This is a genomic window from Ralstonia sp. Ralssp135, assembly GCF_047304345.1.
Taxonomy (GTDB): Bacteria; Pseudomonadota; Gammaproteobacteria; order Burkholderiales; family Burkholderiaceae; genus Ralstonia; species Ralstonia chuxiongensis.
Window position 1 is genome coordinate 1 of record NZ_JBGLYZ010000041.1, and the last position, 17,139, is coordinate 17,139.

Consider the following 17,139-nt stretch of genomic DNA (forward strand, 5'->3'; position numbering starts at 1 on the left):
GTGTGCCCGAAGGGCCTGAACCCGACCAAGGCCATCGGCAAGATCAAGGAATTGATGGTGCGGCGCGCGGTGTAAGCGCGCAGTGGCTCAGACTTTAAGAGCCACGGCGCTCAAATTCTTTTCGGCCTTTTTCCGGCACGCCGTTCAGCCGCCTTTCCCGGGGCAGCTAGCGGAGCACTATCGCGCCGCCCATAGGCGGAGATATGCCCCCTCGGGGTCGTACTCGGAGGCTTGCCTCCGGGTATTGAATCGCCTGCCGCCACGTGGGTCTGTGCCACGCCCCGCGATATACAACCAATTGCCCTGATTGCTGTAGACGTCGTAGTCAACGAGTTGCGATTCGAACCACGCGGCACCCGCGCGCCAGTCGCCTTTCAGGTCATGCACGAGGTAACTGGCGACCACCTGCCTGAGCCTGTTGCTAAGGTACCCGGTGGCCTCCAGTTCGCGCATCGCGGCATCGACAAGCGGTTCCCCTGTCGATGCACGACGCCAGCGCTCGAAACCCTGGGCATCGAGGCGCTCGGCATGCTGCGGTTGATCGGAGAGCCCGCCTGCACGGTACAGTCGCGCGCCATGCTGAAGATGCAGAAAGCGGAAGTAGTCTCGCCACAGCAGCTCGAACCACAGCCAATAGCTGCCATCACTCTTGCCGTGCAACTGTTCGAACCGCTGCAGCTCCGCCACCACGCGTCGGGGCGACAACGCGCCGCTGGCCAGCCAAGGAGACCATTTGCTTGAGAAGCCCAGGCCGGCCAAGGCGTTGCGCGTGCGCTTGTACGTATGAGGCAGCTTGCGCTGCAGGTAACTGGCAAGGTGCTGAAGGCCTGCCGTCTCACCTCCATCAAACTCCGGCCTGCCATACGGAAACGACGAGCGCGAATCCGCCGCTGATACTTTGGCTGCGTCGGGAGCGGGCGCACGCACCAGGCCAGGCGGAAGAACGAGTCCAGGCGGCCGTGGCGGAAGGTAAGCCGGCGGAGGTAGAGGCTGCGAAGGTTGGATCCGCGCTTGTTCAATCGCTTGCCTGAACGTTGTGAACACACGCGGCAGCGATTGAACGGGCCAAGGCAGAGCAAACGGATCAATCAGACTGCTCTGCCAGACGGTCTGCACATGCAGTCCCGCACTTCGCAGTTCGGCCACTTCTGCTTGCTCGTATGGTGCGGCGATGTCTTCGCAAAACACAGCCGTGGCGCCCATAGCGTGCGCCAATGCGGGCAGGACCTTTCCTGGCGGACCGCAGCACTCGACCAGCGGGTTGCCGAGATCGGCCAACTGGCGCTTCAGATCCCGGACAGCTGCCGCAAGCACGGCCCGACGGTGCTCGCCCACGCGTGCGAAACCCAAGGGCGTCGGCTCATCGTAATCCGCATGGCAGTACACCGGTACGAGGTGCCTGGCCCCGCTCTCGCACGCTGCGCGCAGTGCCGGCTGATCATGCAGCCGTAGATCGTTGCGGAACCAGAACAGGACGGTGCTCAACGCGCTTCTCCATCGCGTGCCTTGCCTTGCTTGGCTTCTTTGCGGCAACGCTCGGAGCAGTACTTGACCGCATCCCAGTCCCTTGCCCACTTCTTGCGCCAGGTGAATGGCAAGCCGCAGTGCACGCAGTGCTTGCTCGGCAGATTTAGCTTCTTGTGCATCGACGGATTCAAAAGTCGAGACTGAGCTGCGAATACCTGGCCCCATTCCCACGGGGGGTGTCAACACGATCGCGGCGCAAGCGGGAGGCGTGCCTCTTCACGATGGCGTCATTGGCGGCACGAACCTCCGGCTGGGCGCGCAACGCATGCACGCGCGTCTTTGCCTGCCGCGTTGCAGACTCAAGATCGACCAGCGGAACAGGGATGTCTTCGCCAACCCGCACACCGCAGCGGGCCTGCACATCGGGTGGCATGCGCCACGGCTGCAGGAGCCACGCGTCGGGCACGCGGCGCAGGGCCGGCAGCCAGCGCTTGACAAACCGGCCATGGCGGTCCTGGTCTTGCGCCTGTTTGATGGGGTTGTAGACACGCGTGGTGTTGATGCCGGTGGTGCCGGCTTGCATCTGCATCTGGCTCCAGTGGATTCCCGGCTCGTAGTCGATGAACTGCCGGGCCAGCCAAAGGCCCACCGGCCGCCAGTGCAGCCATAACGGGTAGGAAGCGACCGAGACGAGCATGGCCCGCATGCGAAAGTTGATCCAACCGGTTTCTCTGAGCATGGCCACACAGGCATCCACCATCGGCCAGCCGGTACGCCCCGCCACCAGGGCGGCAAAGTGGGTCGGGTTCCATGCCGCTTCGCGCAGGCCGTCGTAGCTACGGTGCAGATTGCGGAACTCGATGGCGGGTTCAGATTCCAGCTTCTGGATGAAGTGGCAATGCCAATGCAGACGACTGACAAACGCGGACAGCCCTTTACGCTGCCACACCGCATCGTCGTCTGCGTTGCCCTTGAGTTGGAGCAGGCGTTGCTCTGTGCCCTGCACCACTTCGCGCATGCTCAAGCATCCGTATGCCAAGTAAGGGGAGAGACGCGAGCAGGCACTTGGCGCCGTCAAAGGTGAAGAGATGCCGCCTCGATAGTGCCGGCTTCGCTCGGACAGGAATTCGCGCAGCACCTCAGCGCCGCGCGTTCGTCCGCCGCGCTGGCGGCGAGGTGGCGAATATGCATCCAGGCCCAGTGCCTCGCACCCAGGCCAATCCATCGTCTTCCATGGCAGGGCGACATCTCTCAAGCTGCCCGCTTCGGGCGCAGCCACACTCGGCGCGTACATGTGTTCGGCCCAGCGGTCGTGCCAGACGTCCCGGGTGGGCAAGCGCCGCACCACCCCATGCTGGGGCCACTCGCGCCAAGTGACGCCCCGATCGACACACCAACGGGCGACGGCCTTGTCGCGCGCGAATGTATGATCATTGCCCGTCTCTTCGTGAGACACGAGATGGCTGAAAGGCGCCGCCGCGTGCAGCCGCCCGAATACCTCTGTCACTTCACCTACGGCGACCTGCAATCGTGCCCCGCACGCACGCAATTGCTGCGCGAGATCCCGCAAACATTCCTGGATAAAGAGATAGTGCTGCGATGCGGCGTCCGGCTGGGCCCAGAGGCTTGGCTCGATAACGTACAGACACAGGACCTTTCCCTGGCGGGCGGCATGGACAAGCGGGGCATGGTCGTGCACCCGCAAGTCACGCTTGAACCAGACGACGGTGTAGCTCATTGGACTTCGGTGGCTTACAGCACAACTTGATCGCGTCGCCCGAGTATAAGAACGGCAGGCCCGCTATGGACGACTAACCCGGCCAGCAGAGCCCTAATTTCCAACACATTCCCGATTCAGCCAGCCTGGCACGCGGTAGAAAATCCGCTTCGCGGCCCCGTACCGCACAGCTGCATGGCGCGCTCAGGCGCTGGCCACGAAGCGCGCCACGTCGGAAAGCACAGGCCCCAGAAACTGCAGCGGCGAAGCCAGCGCGGCCACGAGTGTTTTATGGTCCAGCTGCGGGTAGACCTTCAGTTCCACCGGGTGCCGATATTGCATCAGGCGTTCGGCAAGCGAGAGCGTATTTCGCCGGACATCAACGTACGCATCGTGCTCCCCCGTGAGCAGCAAAGCTGGAGGCAGCCACCCCTGGCTTACGTGGAACACCAGCTGGCTATCCGCTGTTTCGTTCGGATGGTTGAACACGGGCAACACGTCGGCCGCTTGAATCGGCAGGAAGTTGTAGGGGCCGGCCATACCGATCCAGCCCGACAGCGTTTCGATGCGCAAACCCTGCGCTTCGAGCCAGCGGCTATCGGTCGCCAACATCGCAGCGTTGTAGGCGCCAGCGCTATGCCCCGCGACAAACAAGCGCGAGCCTGCATGGCCCTGCCGATCCAGCCAACGCCGTGCGAAAGCCGTGGCGGCTGCGCAGTCCAGCAGGAAGTCGGGGTAGCGCACTTCCGGATACAGCCGGTAGTCGGCAACCATCGCAATCGCTCCAGTTGCGGCCAATGCTTCGCCCACGAATGCGTAGTCCTTGCGCTCACCCTCGCGCCACGACCCGCCGTAGAAGAACACAACCGCACGGGGCGGCCCTTCCATCGGCCGGACGGGTCGATAAATATCCAATCTCTGGCGCGGGTGTGGACCGTAGGCCAGACCCAGCGTCGGCACGCTTGCGTCGGACTTGGACACGGCGTTGAGCACATCCAGGGCAGAACACCCTGTGAGGCTCGCCAACGCAGCTGCCATCCATGCTCGGCGAGTTACGCCACGCATCGACTTCCTCCTTGCAGCCCAAAAAATGTCGAGCAAACGCACGGGTAGCGGTTAACGCCGCCCATGCTCGATGAGATATGAATCAAGTGCAGGCACATACAGGTTGAGGTCAAGACAGAGCGCTCGAAAATATACGCACACCCGTGCGCGTTGGATGCAGTGCCCAGGATGGTTCGCGAAAACGTGATCGCACAGCTGGCCAACCTGCGCACGCACCCGTCTGCGGCGCTGGCGCTCGCGCAGGGCCGCATGAATCTGTACGGCTGGGTGTATGACATCGAAACGGGCAGCATCGATGCGCTGGATGGCGCAACACGCCGCTTTGTCGCGTTGGCTGAATTCCCCGCCACGGTGGCGGTTACGTCGCGCAACCTGCGGCAGGTCTGGCGAGGATGGCCGGGAGCCTTCGGGCACCGGTCGCTACCCGGCTATGCGCTGCGGGCGCAATGCCCGCCGCTGGAAGTCATTCTGCGGGGCGCCGTGTAGCGGGATGTCTCTCACGCCCCAACAGACAACCCAACGCCGTTTTCAGATGCGGAAAGCGAAATTGATAGCCGGCTTCCATCGCTCTCTTGGGTTGCAAATGCTGGCTGCCCAGCAGCAACACTGACATTTCGCCCAGCGCCATCCGCAATGTCCACGCGGGAACAGGCAAGAACATCGGCCGGCGCAACGTAGCCGCCAGCGTGCCGGCAAAGTCCGCATTTCTGACAAGATGCGGTGCACATGCATTGAAGGCGCCATGGCAATCGGTGCGGTGCAAAAGAAAATTGATCAGGCCGACCACGTCGTCAAGATGGATCCACGGCATCCATTGCCGTCCACTGCCGAGCCGTCCGCCAAGTCCCATGCTGAAGGGCAGACGCAGCCTGGGCAACATGCCGCCGTCACTTGCAAGCACGGGCGCCGTGCGCAGAAATACGACGCGCATGCCTAGCCCCTCCGCACGGCGGGCTTCGTCTTCCCATGCGACGCAGAGTTGACTGCCGAAGTCGTGCTCGCCTGGGCGGCTGCCTTCATCCAGGGGCTCCTGCCCTCGATCCCCATACCAACCAGTAGCGGATCCGGAAATAAGCACGCGAGGCCGTTGCTCGCAACGGCTCAGCCAATCCACGAGCTCCCGTGTCAGGTCGACCCGACTGCGCCATAAAACCTTCCGCCGTTGAACCGTCCATGGGCGATCGGCAATCGGTGCGCCGGCCAGATTGATGACCGCATCAAACGGGGCGGCGCCATCCAACTCACGCAGCGTTGCGACACCGTGTGCCCCCTCACACAACCGAGCTACCCGTTCAGGCGAGCGGCTCCAGACAACCAGATCGTGGCCCTGCGCACGCCACTGGCGGCAAAGCGCACGCCCGATCAATCCGGTGCCGCCAGTCAACAAGATGCGCACGATGGTTGGTCTCCTGATTGAAGTTGAGCCGCGCGGGCCGTCGCATCCGTCATAACGTTTCGAGGCTCGCACGCACTTGGGCTGCACGCATGCGCAGAGCATCGCGCTCCTCAGTGTCCATCTTGGCGAGTTGCCGATACACCATGGCCAGGCGCGGATTGCGGCCGAACACGTCAATATGGCGTGCGAAGAAATCCCAGTACAACGCGTTGTAAGGGCATGCGCGCTCTCCGACACGCTGCTTGCTGTCGTAGTGGCAGCCCTTACAGTAATCGCTCATGCGCGAAAGGTAAGCGGCACTGCTGACATACGGCTTGGTGGCAATGCGTCCGCCGTCTGCCCACTGGCTCATTCCCACCGTATTCGGCAGCTCCACCCATTCGAAGGCGTCGATGTACACACCGAGATACCAGCGGTGGACCTCATCGGGTGAGAGCCCTGCCAGCAAGGCGAAGTTGCCGATCACCATGAGGCGTTGAATGTGATGGGCGTGGGCCGTTTGCAACGACTGGCCAATCGCCAGTTGCAGGCAGCGCATCTGGGTCTTTCCGCTCCAGAACCAAGATGGCAGCGGCGCATCGTGATTCAACACGTTGCACGACGCGTATCGGGGCATCTGTGCCCAATAGATGCCGCGCACATATTCCCTCCAGCCCAGAATCTGACGGATGAACCCTTCCACTGCTGGCAACGGCGCCCTGCCATGCCGATACGCTGCCTCTGCCCGGTCGATCACCTCGCGCGGATTCAGCATCTTCACGTTGAGGGAAAACGACAGTAGCGAGTGGAATAGCCGCTGGTGGTTGCTGCTCATGGCGTCTTCAAAATCGCCAAAGTTCGGCAGCGTCTGTTCGATAAATGCGTCAAGGCAAGCCAGCGCTTCCGTGCGGTTCAAGGGCCACCGGAACTCGCCGGCCTGCGCTTCGCCGAACGACTTCACTCCGCTGCGTTCCACCGTGAGCCACAACGCTTGGTGGTCATGCACGGGGCGCGCGTCGGCAGGTTCGGGGGGCGTGCCGCGCCACGGCTTGCGGTTGTCATGATCAAAATTCCATTGCCCGCTTTCCGGCCCACCCGTGTCGTCGAGCAGCACGTTGAAGCGGCGGCGCATCTCGCGATAGAACCGCTCCATGAGCCACTGCTTGCGGCCTGCAAACATGGTGGCCAGATCGTGCCTGCCCGTGAGGAAGTGTTCGGTGTCGACTTCGCACGTCGAAAGCGATTGCGCTTCGGCCCATTCGCGCAACTGTGCATCCACGCGCCACTCGTCCGGGGATTGCCACTCCAACCGCTCGGCGCCGTAGTGTGTGGCGAGTGCGGCGAGATTCTCGGTCAGGGACTGGCAGTTGCTTTCATCATCGATCGCCACATAGCGCACCCGGTGGCCGCCGGCCCGCAGCCATTGTGCAAAGTCGCGCATGGCAGCAAAGATGGCGAGGATCTTTTGCGCGTGGTGCAGCACGTAGTCGGTTTCTTGCCGCACCTCCATCAGCACGTAGACCACGTCGTGGTCTACACGCGCAAACCACGAATGCTGCGGGTTGAGCTGATCGCCCAGCACCAGCCGGAGCGTCTTTGCACGCTGGTTCATGTCATTGCTCGCCGGAACATGGCGCCACGATCTCGCGCTTCGTGCTCGCTCTTGGAGTGGTGCATGCGCCCTCGCCGCTACTGAGACGGATCTTGCCGCTCGTGTGACACGGAAATCAGCGCGGACGTATCAATGCCAAGCGCACGTGCACGCGCAAAGATCGCGTCCCGCTGTGCGGGGTCCAGATGCTTGTCTCGTGTCAGCACCCAGCAGTAGCTGCGGTCCGGCCCGACAACCAGGGCCCAGCGATAGCCTGGATCGAGCGCCGCAACGTGGTAACCGCCGTAGAACGGACCGAAGAAGGACACCTTGAGCGAACCGGTGTCGTGCTCGCCCACGAACAGCGCTTTGCCGACCGCCTCACGCCATTCGCCCTTGGCAGGATCAAAGCCACGGTTGACCACGCGAACGCTGCCATCGGGTTGGGGCTGGTACGTGGCCGACACATCGGTCAAGCCCCGCTCGAACGAATGATCGAGCCTGGCCTGCTCGTACCAGCGCCCCTGATAGCGTTGAAGATCGAACGGCGTGACGGCCGTGATGCCCGCGGGAGGGCTCGTGGGCGCACAGCCGGCCAGGAATGCCCCCGCGAGCAGCGGTGCGAGCCAATACACGCGCGCACGCATTGCGGACAATGCTGTTGCCCGCACAACAACGCTGATCTGCTTGAACACGCCCTGGCCACGCAGCCCTGCGCGCTTCGCGAATTGAAATGCAGCTGTCAACGCATCTGCCATTCAAGTCCCCTTAGAGTGAATGCCGCTACTTGCAATATGAAACGCTGCGCTGCGCAGCCCGTCAACGAAATGCAGCAGAACACGCGGCTCATTTCCGCCAATGAACATGCTTTGAGTTGGCATATCGGCTCACGCTACCGCAATCCCGGTGTTGCTCAGCAATGTCAATCGTGAGCAGGTTTTGCATCAAGAAAACTTTGTGCCAGCGTTTCCGTGTCATACGCTGCGTCAGTAGACTTTGGAAGCGGACAGTTCACCGCTTGACCCACTTGTAAGCATGCCCTCGCGATATGCCTGCCCACCGCACTCACGCCGTCCGAGCCCTGATCCTCACGCTTTGCACGCTCATGAGCGTTGGAGCGTGGGCCGACTGCCGCGACACGGTGCCCGCACCGCAACTCTCCGGCAAGGGCGCGCTGTGCCTTTTCGGATTCTGCCTCTACGATGCGCAGCTATGGAGCGCTGAACTCCCACCTAGCTATGACGCACCCTTTGCATTGGAGGTGACGTATCGGCGTGCGATCGAGCGGAGCCGGCTCATCGAGACCGCCATCGATGAAATCCGCAGACTCCAGGCGCCCGTTCCGTCAGACGACACCCTCGCGCAATGGCAACGCGCAATGACCCCCGCTTTCCCCAACGTCAGGCCGGGCGACACCTTGTGCGGCGTGTATTTTCCCGGGCGCGGTGCACGCTTCTACGCCAATGGACAATTGACGACCGAGGTGGACGATCCAGCCTTCGCGCGTGCCTTCTTCGATATCTGGCTGGCACCCGGCACGCGCGCTCCATCCCTGCGCCGTCATCTCCTGGGCAAGTCACGTTGATGCGCGCAAGGCTAGTTGGCATCTCCCGGCGATTGGAAGCCCGGTTTCCCAATCTGGCTCGGCACTTGCGGCACACGCCGGAAACGCGAAATGTCATAACCCATCGCGTCGAATCGGCTCAGTGCAGCGCGATAGTCGGCATCGCTCATGTTGGGGTCGCGCGAGAACACCCAGCCGAGGCTCTTGTCTGGATAGCCGAGCAGCGTCACCCGGTATTCCGGATCGACATACAGCGTCAGTTGCGACACGTAGATCGGCCAGAACAAACGCACGCGCCACTCGCCACCACCGCTGCCTTCCACCACCGAATCAACGAACTGCATGCGTTTGAGGGGGGCATCGAAACTGCCCGGCCGGTAGACATAGGCATCGTCAATACGGCCATCGGGCCGCAGGGACCATTCGGCATAGCTGCCGACATTGCCGCGCTCACCAAAGTACGGAATGTTGGCGATGACATACCAGCGCCCCATGTAGCGCGGCAGATCAACCGGTACCGTCTTCAGCGGCACCGCAGCCCTCGGGTTGGGATTCGGGGGCGGGCTGGAGCAGGCAGCGCTGGCGACGGCCAGCGTGAACACCGCCAAACGACGTGCCCAACCTGACAGGGTGAGCCAACGGTGGCCTTTTTGATGCGTTCTCATCGTGCTCTCCTCTATACGGTAGCCGGACAAGCCGGCTGGTTTGTCTGCGTGCTGAGTGCCGCGCGCGATGCCGCTTGGGTCGGCATCGTTTTTGTCGCCGCACTGCTGGCGCTTCATCTGCGGCAAGCCCACCGGCCATACCAGGAATTGCGGCTCGTGATGTGGGTGGTGGTGCTCGCGGCGCCGTGGGAAACCCTGCTGATACGCACCGGGCTCATCGTCTATCCGCACGGGACCGTGTGGGCCGGGTTCGTACCGCCCTGGCTGCTTGCGCTTTGGGTGCTGTTCGCGATCCAAGTGAATGTCCTCTTTCGTTGGCTGCGCGGCAGGTGGTGGCTGGCCATGGCGCTGGGTGCCATTGCGGGCCCGCTGTCGTTTCGTGCGGGAGCGGCGCTGGGAGCGGCGCACATTCCCGATGTGCCCGCCACGCTGGGGGTGTTGGCCATCGGGTGGGCGTTATGGATGCCGCTCCTGGTATGGATGGGCCAGCGCAGCGACGGAACCGGCACCCTGCCCTGACTGCCACGGCGGCCGGCCTTCCGCTAGCGCTTGACGAACCGGTAATGCGCCACGCCCCACTCGTTGCCGCCGGCATAGCCGAACAAGCTCGACACCGCCAGATAGAACATGCGCCACCGCTGAAACCACACGGCGGCCTGGCGCTCGCCATAGGTCTGCACGAACACCGGCATCAACCGGTCACGGGCCGCGTCAAGATTGGCCAGCCAATGGTCTGCCGTGCGCGCGTAGTGGGTGCCGCTGACCCACCAGTGACGCGCCACACGCAGGTCGTCCTGGAACTCCAGCAGCAACGCTTCCGATGGCATCGTGCCGCCAGTAAAGAAATACTTCGACATCCAGTCGGTACCGTCCTGCACCTGAAAGTGATACGCCAGCGTGCGATGCGCAAAGATGTGCACGAACAGCACCGCATCCGGTCGCATCCAACGCGCGATCTTGCCCAGCAACAGGCCGTAGTTCTTCATGTGTTCGAACATTTCGATCGAGACGACGCGGTCAAAGCGACCTCCCGCGGGCATGTCTGCAAATTCGAAATCGACGATGTTTCCTGTGTGCACGCTGAGGTTCGTCAGCCCGCGCTCGGCTGCCCGGGCCTCGATCCAGCTGCGCTGACCGCGCGAATTCGACAACGCCACAATGCGCGCGTTGGGATACCGCTTGGCCATCCATAGCGATAGCGATCCCCAGCCGCAGCCCAGGTCCAGAATGCACTGGCCGTCGGCCAGGCCGGCGCGTTCGGCATAGCAGGCAAACATGGCCTCTTCTGCCTCGGCCAGCGTTTCATTGCCGCTCGGGTATAGCGCGCAGGAGTACTTCAACTGCGGCCCCAGATGGGCCTCGAAGAATGCGGGCGGCAATTCATAGTGCTGCGTGTTGGCCGCGTCGGTCTCAATCGCAATGGGGCTGGCGTGCAATTCATCCAGCAACGCATTGAAGCGTCGTGAACGCAGTTCGCCGTCATGAAGGCCTTCGTCTTGCAAGCGCTGGCGCATGAGGGCACGCATACCAGCACGCACCAGCGCATCCGGCAACCATCCTCGCTCGCAGCACTGGATGAGCCAGCCTTCGCGTGCGTCGGCCGCGGCCTGCGGCGGTAGGGTCGGCGTGGACAGCGCAGTCATGTCGGGGCTCCTTGGGTCGGTATGTCTGTACATCAGTGGCGCGGCGGCCAGGGGATCAACACGCTCGTTGTGCGGGCGTATTCGGCATAGTCGTCACGCGTGGCACGCATATGGGCTTCGAGCATGGGAACGCCCGAGACCTTCACGAGCAGCCACGCCATGGCCACCGGCGGCAACAGCGTGAGCCATGCCCACGGCGTGCCGATCGCCAACGGTACGTAGGCCAGCCAGTGCACGCATTCAAAGAAATAGTTCGGGTGACGCGAATACCGCCACAGCCCCGCCCGGCAGGTCTTGCCCCGGTTGACGGGGTCCGCCGCAAAACTGCGCAGTTGCCTGTCGGCCAGGGCCTCGCCGGTTACCGCAATCAGCCACAGGGCCGCAGCGGCCGCCATGGCAAGGGCACCCGGTGAATCCGGCCGATAGCTCGGCACGGCAAACGCGATCGACAGAAACATCGATACCGCCGCCTGCAACTGGAAGAAGCCAAACATGTTTCGCGGTGCGGCTGCGCCCCACTCCTCGCGCAACTTGCGGTAGCGCGCGTCTTCCGGCTTGCCTGCATTGCGGCGCCACAGGTGCCAGCCAAGGCGCGCGCCCCACACTGCGCCTCCTACCCCGACCAACACACGTGCGAGCAACGACCCCGCACCCAGCCACGCGTAAAGCAATGCCACCATGCCCAGCGAGAACGCCCAGACCGGATCGACCATGCCTGCATTCCCACTGCGCAGCTGCCACACCCATACGGCGCTGAACACCGCCATCAGAAACACCAGCGCGACGAGCGCGACGCCGATCGCCGACATGGTCAGCCCCGCTCCAGCAGAAACTGCGACACGCCGATCCGGCCCTCGTCAAAGCCGGCCTCGCAATAAGCGAAGTACAGGCGCCAGATGCGGATGAAGGGCTCGTCGAATCCGAGTGCGCGCACGGCATCGAGCCGCGCTTCGAAACGCTGGCTCCAGCGGCGCAGTGTCTCTGCGTAGTCGCGACCGAAGTCGAGGCGGTCGACCAGTCGCAAGCCGTGCTGCTCCGCCAGCTTGATAAAACGCTCGCGGCTGGGCAACATGCCGCCCGGGAAGATGAACTGCTGGATGAAATCGGTGCCAGCGCGGTAGCGCTCGAAGTGCGCCTCGTCGATGGTGATGCTCTGCACCAGGGCCCGTCCGCCATGGCGCAAGCAGCGCACCAGCGTCTGAAAGTAGGTCGACCAATAAGACTCGCCCACCGCCTCGAACATCTCGATGGAGGCGATGGCGTCGTAAGCACCGTCCAGGTCCCGGTAGTCACGCAGTTCAACGCGGGCACGTGGCTCGTCGGCCAGGCGCTCGGCCGTATAGCGGCGCTGTTCTTCCGAGAGCGTGATGCCGTGAACATGGGCACCGCGCGCGCAGGCCATCTCCATCAGGCCGCCCCATCCGCAGCCGATTTCCAGCACATCCATGCCGGGCCCCACCCTGAGCAGATCGCACACGCGCCGGTACTTGGCGGCCTGCGCGTCTGTAAGACCCTGCCGCAGGTTGCCGTTGAACCATGCAGACGAATACGCCATGCCCTCGTCCAGCCACAGCCGATAGAAATCGTTACCGAGGTCGTAATGCAAGTGGATGTTGCGGCGACTGCCGCGGCGGCTGTTCCGGCGCAGCAAGTGGCGCAAGCGAAGGACGGAACGCGCCAGCACATTCCCGAAGATCGCCTGATCGAGCGTGGCGGCGTTGACGATGGCCAGGCGCAGCAGGTTGGCGAGGTTGCCCGTCTCGATCCATCCGTCGCGATAGGCCTCGGCAAACCCCACATCGCCGCTACGCAGGATGCGCCCGCACGCCCGCCAGTCTGTGATGCGCAGATCCGCCGCCAGCGGCGACGCGGCATCGCCGATCTGCACATCGCCATCGGGCGTGACAAGGTGAAGGAAGCCGTGCCGCAGCCGACCGGCCAGCGCCACGAACAGCCGGCCGGCCGCAGGAACATGAGGCGGCACCCAGGCCAGGGAGCGCGAAGCTGTCATCGGGAATTCTCCGGAGAAGTTCTGTCGTGGGCATCACGGCCAAAGAACGGCACGCCCTTGACCCACAAGCGCAGAGCCTGCCAGTGGATGCGGCCGATAACCTGCAGCGCAAGCAACGGCTGCTTCAGCAACGCACGGCGCAGGTGAGCCGCATCAAACGGCTGCAGCCGTCCGCCGATGGCGGTATGCAGCAGGAGACCGTCTTGGTCGTGATAATCGATACGCGCCAGCGCTGTTGCTGCCGTCTCTGTAAAGCGGAACCGGTAACCGCCCTCGACCCTGCAAAAGGGCGAGACATGCAACTGCTTGCGGCACGTCAGCACGGTTTGTGCGCCGATGGCTCCGCCGTCCTGTGCGCACAGCAGGTAGCTGTGGTGCTGCCCAAAGGTGTTGTTGACTTCAGCCAGCACGGCGCACAGCGTGCCGGCCGCGTCGTGGCAATACCAAAACGAGACGGGGTTGAACATCCAGCCGGCAATGCGCGGAAAGGTCTGCAACCAGACCTCGCCATCGGCAGGCAAACCTGCGCTGCTCAGCACGCCGCGTATCCAGGCAAGCAGATCCGTGCCGTCTCGCGGGCCATAGTCACGCACGCGCAAAGACAGCGGCCGCAGGCAGTCCACGCCAAACCATGTGCCGGTCAGGCGCCCCAGCGCCGAGAGCTTCACGCGCACGGCAAACACCGGGTAGACAAAGCGGTTGGCCACCGGCCGCAGGCGGCGGTGCATGACCTGGCCGACAAGAAGTTCTGCGTCGCCATTCATGACGCCACCTTTGCCCATGCGGGGGCGCAGCCGAAATCCTCGACCACGCGCAGGGCAGACTTCAACCCGTCTTCGTGGAACCCGTATCCCGTCCAGGCACCTGCAAACCAGGTGTGGCCGCGACCTTGCAGTGCCGGCAAGCGGGCCTGCGCGTCAATGGCGGGTTGATCGAATACCGGGTGCTCATATTCGAAGCGCTGATACTCCAGCTCGGGTGCGGGCGGGTCGGACGGATTCAAGGTCACGACCACCGGCGTCGACACCGGCAGCGGTTGCAACTGGTTCAGCAGATAGCTGACGCACGGCGCCGCACCCGTTGTGCCTGCCCGCGAAGCATCGAGATAATTCCACGCCGACCACACGCGCCGCCGACGCGGAAGCAGGCGGGTATCGCGGTGCAGAAAGGCGGTGTTGGGCTGATAGCGGAAGGCGCCCAGCACGGCGCGCTCGTCGTCCGTGGGATCGTCGAGCAGACGCAGCGTCTGCGGGGCGTGCGTGGCAAGCACGACGGCGTCATAGCGCTCGCTGCCGGAATCGGTCCGCACGTCGACGTGGTCCGCCGCACGGCGGATGCCGCGTACCGGCGTGCCGACACGCACGTCTGCCAACCCGCGCGCAATCGCGTGGACATAGCTGCGTGCCCCGCCTTTGACGGTGCGCCAACGCGGCCTGTTGAAGACCTGCAGCAAGCCGTGGTTCAGACAAAACCGCAGGAAGGTTTCCGCCGGAAATGCCAGGATGTCCCGGCTGGGCGTGGACCAAATTGCCGCTGCCATCGGCAACAGATAGTGCGCACAGAACGGCTCGCCATACCGGCCGGCGGCCAGCAGCGCACCCAGGCTGTGGCGCTCGTTGCGCGCCGCCGTCAGATTGGCGTGGGCTTGCCGGTTGAAGCGCAGGATGTCGCCCAGCATCGACAGAAACCGCGCCGACACCAAGTTGCGCGGCTGCGCAAAGACCGTGCTCAGACTGGTGCCGGCCCATTCCAACGCCCCGCCGTCAACCGACACGCTGAACGACATGTCGCTTTCGCAATGGGCGACGCCAAGCTCGTCAAACAGCGCGATGAGGTTGGGATACGTGCGCGAGTTGAAGACCAGAAAACCGGTGTCGACGCCAAAGACTTGCCCGCCTTCTTCAATATCGACTGTATTGGTATGCCCGCCAAGCCGAGGGGCGGCCTCGAACAGCGTCACGGCGTGCCGCTTCGCAAGAAAATGCGCAGCCGCGAGCCCCGAGATGCCGGAGCCGACCACGGCAATGCGCTTTGCAGGAAACTGAAGAATGTTCAAGGCGATGCCTCTTAGGGTGGCTTGGCGCTCAATCGCCGTGGCGGCCGGGCAGCAGCGCAAGAAACTCGCGCCGCAGGCTGGGATCTGTCAGAAACACCCCGCGCATCACGCTGCTCACCATGCGCGATCCGTCGTCCTTCGTGCCGCGCCAGTGCATGCAGTAGTGCTCCGCCTCCAGCACGACCGCCAGGCCGTCGGGCGCCATGCGGTCTTCCAGCAAGTCGGCAATCTGCTTGATGGCTTCTTCCTGGATCTGGGGGCGGCTCATGACCCAGTCGATCAGCCGGGCGTACTTGGACAGCCCAATCAATTGGGAGTCTTTGCGTGGCATGACACCAACCCACGCACGCCCCATGACCGGGCACAGATGGTGAGAGCAGGCGCTGCGCACGCGCAACGGCCCCACCACCATGAGTTCGTTGAGCCGCTCCGCATTCGGAAACGCGGTCACTTCGGGGGCCTCAACGTAGCGCCCCGCAAATACCTCGCGCACGAACATCTTGGCCACGCGGCGAGCCGTCTCCCGGCTGTTGTGGTCTTGCTCGACATCGATGACCAGCGCGCGCAGAACAGCTTGCAGGCGCTCCTCGACCTCGGCCTGCAGGAGATCCAGTTCGCCATCGCGCAGGTAGGCCGCGATGTTGTCATTGGCGTGAAAGCGGTGGCCGGCGCTCATTAACCGCTCACGAATCCGGACAGAAAGCGGCACGCTGCCAGCCGCACCGGAAAACCCGGGCGGATCCAAAGTCAGTTTCATTGAAGTTGCTCCGAAAATTCGGCGGTGCTGTCGCTGCCCACGCCGCCTCAGGCAAGCTCCCGAGCGAGGCGGATGGGTCGCATACGCTATATACGTAGCTAACCTGCTGGTGGATGCAGCGATTCCGCCCGGATTGCGAATTCCATGGCGTCTTCGAGCATCAACCGGGCGCGATTGGCGACATCCCCGAGATAGCGGTGCAGTTGTTCATCAAGCGAAGACCGCACCGCACAGCCATCGCTGAAACGCTCGAATGCATCGAGCTGGCGAATCAGCCCGACAAGGTGCCGCGGGCATTCGCAGGCAATCGTCTGCGATGCGTTGGCAAAAATCTCCAGCTGCCGGTCTGTGAACCGGCGCGCATTGCGTCGCAACGGTTCGAGCTTTCCGTAGACCGCGTCCACGCGCACGAGCTGCGCCAGTTCTTGCAGAACCTGGTCAAGCTCACCCTGTGCATTGGGCTCCCGATACAGCCGCACGCCGGCCGCGCGCAGCATGTCGGTGGCGCGAACCGTACCGAAGCTGTAGATCACACCGACGGCACTGGCACCGCACCACCGTGCCATCGCCAACAAGGCTTCTGCCGTTTCCGGATGCAGGGACGCGGCTTCCGCGATCAGCGCATCTGTGCTCGGCGGCGACTCAAGCTGAGCCTCGGCGTCCAGCGCGGGCAATTCGATGACGGGCTCGATCCCAAGCGACACCAGCGTGCTTTTTCTGCGCCGGACGCGCTCAGCCAGCAACGTGCCACAGACGGAAAGCGAAATTGCGGCAGTGGGCGGCGCCAGCGCCGGTGCTTCAGCAGCGAGCGAGGCGTCCAGCAACTGCTGGAGCTCGGTGCTGTCTGCATGCGCAATCGCGCCGATCGCGTGCCCCTGATTGACGAGCGAGCGCAGCAGCGCAAGGCGTTTGACGTCCTCGCCCGAGTACAACCGCTGGCCGGACTCTGATTTGGTGGGCGAAATCACGCCATAGCGCTGCTCCCACACACGGAGCGTGGATACAGGCATCTTGGCCATGCGGGCGGCCGTTCCGCTTCGGTACATCGGGGCCGCGTTGTCTTCGTGTGGCACGTGCGTCTCCATGCAAGAGCTGCTTTGCTGACATGAAACGCTGTGCCGCCGACATCGTCAATGAAATGAGGCGCAAACCGCGCTTCTTGTGCACATATGAGTCGGAATTGAATCGCTATTCCGGAGTGAAGGAACAGGATCGCGGGGCCGCCATA

The 17,139-nt window shown here is 63.5% G+C and carries 17 protein-coding genes and 2 pseudogenes; 4 read left to right on the plus strand and 15 right to left on the minus strand.

Going from position 1 to position 17,139, the window contains the following annotated elements; translation table 11 throughout:
* Positions 1-75 (plus strand): annotated as a pseudogene (gene sdhB, locus ACCD03_RS21500) (succinate dehydrogenase iron-sulfur subunit); the annotation flags it as partial.
* 102 nt (positions 76-177) lie between these two features.
* Here the strand turns inward: sdhB and ACCD03_RS21505 are convergent.
* From ACCD03_RS21505 to ACCD03_RS21520, 4 genes are all read right to left on the minus strand, one after another.
* Complete coding sequence (locus ACCD03_RS21505) at positions 178-1,485, minus strand: DASH family cryptochrome (protein ID WP_413412830.1); 1,308 nt, start codon at positions 1,483-1,485, stop codon at positions 178-180.
* Entirely contained in the window at positions 1,482-1,646 is a 165-nt protein-coding gene (locus tag ACCD03_RS21510) for a DUF2256 domain-containing protein (RefSeq protein ID WP_413412831.1), read from the minus strand. The genes ACCD03_RS21505 and ACCD03_RS21510 overlap by 4 nt, the downstream gene beginning before the upstream one ends.
* An 8-nt stretch (positions 1,647-1,654) precedes the next feature.
* Positions 1,655-3,205: a deoxyribodipyrimidine photo-lyase/cryptochrome family protein gene (locus ACCD03_RS21515; protein ID WP_413412832.1), complete on the minus strand. Its 1,551-nt coding sequence runs from the start codon at positions 3,203-3,205 to the stop codon at positions 1,655-1,657.
* 183 nt (positions 3,206-3,388) lie between these two features.
* Positions 3,389-4,249, minus strand: a complete 861-nt coding sequence (locus tag ACCD03_RS21520; protein ID WP_413412833.1) for an alpha/beta hydrolase — start codon at positions 4,247-4,249, stop codon at positions 3,389-3,391.
* 81 nt (positions 4,250-4,330) lie between these two features.
* Here ACCD03_RS21520 and ACCD03_RS21525 point away from each other — a divergent pair.
* Positions 4,331-4,630, plus strand: a pseudogene (locus ACCD03_RS21525) (carbonic anhydrase); the annotation flags it as partial.
* Between the two features lie 82 nt (positions 4,631-4,712).
* Here ACCD03_RS21525 and ACCD03_RS21530 read toward each other — a convergent pair.
* The 3 genes from ACCD03_RS21530 to ACCD03_RS21540 all read right to left on the minus strand — a co-directional run bounded on the left by ACCD03_RS21530 (position 4,713) and on the right by ACCD03_RS21540 (position 7,862).
* Complete coding sequence (locus ACCD03_RS21530) at positions 4,713-5,645, minus strand: TIGR01777 family oxidoreductase (RefSeq protein ID WP_413412834.1); 933 nt, start codon at positions 5,643-5,645, stop codon at positions 4,713-4,715.
* 49 nt (positions 5,646-5,694) lie between these two features.
* On the minus strand, positions 5,695-7,236 hold the full coding sequence (locus tag ACCD03_RS21535) for a cryptochrome/photolyase family protein (RefSeq protein WP_413412835.1): 1,542 nt from the start codon (positions 7,234-7,236) through the stop codon (positions 5,695-5,697).
* A gap of 77 nt (positions 7,237-7,313) precedes the next feature.
* Positions 7,314-7,862: a lipocalin family protein gene (locus tag ACCD03_RS21540; RefSeq protein WP_045203540.1), complete on the minus strand. Its 549-nt coding sequence runs from the start codon at positions 7,860-7,862 to the stop codon at positions 7,314-7,316.
* Positions 7,863-8,320: 458 nt separating this feature from the next.
* Here ACCD03_RS21540 and ACCD03_RS21545 point away from each other — a divergent pair, with 458 nt between their 5' ends.
* On the plus strand, positions 8,321-8,800 hold the full coding sequence (locus ACCD03_RS21545; protein ID WP_413412862.1) for a chalcone isomerase family protein: 480 nt from the start codon (positions 8,321-8,323) through the stop codon (positions 8,798-8,800).
* An 11-nt stretch (positions 8,801-8,811) separates the two neighbouring features.
* Here the strand turns inward: ACCD03_RS21545 and ACCD03_RS21550 are convergent, their stop codons facing one another.
* Positions 8,812-9,444, minus strand: coding sequence for a lipocalin family protein (locus tag ACCD03_RS21550; protein ID WP_253541732.1), 633 nt, complete (start codon positions 9,442-9,444; stop codon positions 8,812-8,814).
* Between ACCD03_RS21550 and ACCD03_RS21555 the strand changes: the two genes are divergently transcribed.
* Entirely contained in the window at positions 9,433-9,963 is a 531-nt protein-coding gene (locus ACCD03_RS21555; protein WP_045203341.1) for a DUF2878 domain-containing protein, read from the plus strand. The genes ACCD03_RS21550 and ACCD03_RS21555 overlap by 12 nt on opposite strands.
* 23 nt (positions 9,964-9,986) lie before the next feature.
* Here ACCD03_RS21555 and ACCD03_RS21560 read toward each other — a convergent pair whose 3' ends face one another.
* The 7 genes from ACCD03_RS21560 to ACCD03_RS21590 form a co-directional block, all read right to left on the minus strand.
* Positions 9,987-11,087 (minus strand): SAM-dependent methyltransferase, encoded by a 1,101-nt coding sequence (locus tag ACCD03_RS21560; protein ID WP_413412836.1) that lies wholly within the window; start codon positions 11,085-11,087, stop codon positions 9,987-9,989.
* A gap of 32 nt (positions 11,088-11,119) precedes the next feature.
* A complete protein-coding gene (locus ACCD03_RS21565; protein WP_413412837.1) occupies positions 11,120-11,896 on the minus strand; it encodes a DUF1295 domain-containing protein in 777 nt (258 codons plus the stop codon).
* A gap of 2 nt (positions 11,897-11,898) precedes the next feature.
* Positions 11,899-13,098: a class I SAM-dependent methyltransferase gene (locus ACCD03_RS21570; RefSeq protein WP_413412838.1), complete on the minus strand. Its 1,200-nt coding sequence runs from the start codon at positions 13,096-13,098 to the stop codon at positions 11,899-11,901.
* Positions 13,095-13,862 (minus strand): DUF1365 domain-containing protein, encoded by a 768-nt coding sequence (locus ACCD03_RS21575; protein WP_413412839.1) that lies wholly within the window; start codon positions 13,860-13,862, stop codon positions 13,095-13,097. The genes ACCD03_RS21570 and ACCD03_RS21575 overlap by 4 nt, the downstream gene beginning before the upstream one ends.
* Complete coding sequence (locus tag ACCD03_RS21580) at positions 13,859-15,154, minus strand: NAD(P)/FAD-dependent oxidoreductase (protein WP_413412840.1); 1,296 nt, start codon at positions 15,152-15,154, stop codon at positions 13,859-13,861. Before ACCD03_RS21580 ends, ACCD03_RS21575 begins: the two co-directional genes overlap by 4 nt.
* A 28-nt stretch (positions 15,155-15,182) precedes the next feature.
* Positions 15,183-15,911: a GTP cyclohydrolase I gene (gene folE, locus ACCD03_RS21585; RefSeq protein WP_413412841.1), complete on the minus strand. Its 729-nt coding sequence runs from the start codon at positions 15,909-15,911 to the stop codon at positions 15,183-15,185.
* A 98-nt stretch (positions 15,912-16,009) separates the two neighbouring features.
* The gene (locus ACCD03_RS21590) at positions 16,010-16,996 is read right to left on the minus strand and encodes a MerR family transcriptional regulator (RefSeq protein WP_413412842.1); all 987 of its coding nucleotides are present in this window, start codon (positions 16,994-16,996) and stop codon (positions 16,010-16,012) included.
* Positions 16,997-17,139 lie beyond the last annotated feature (143 nt).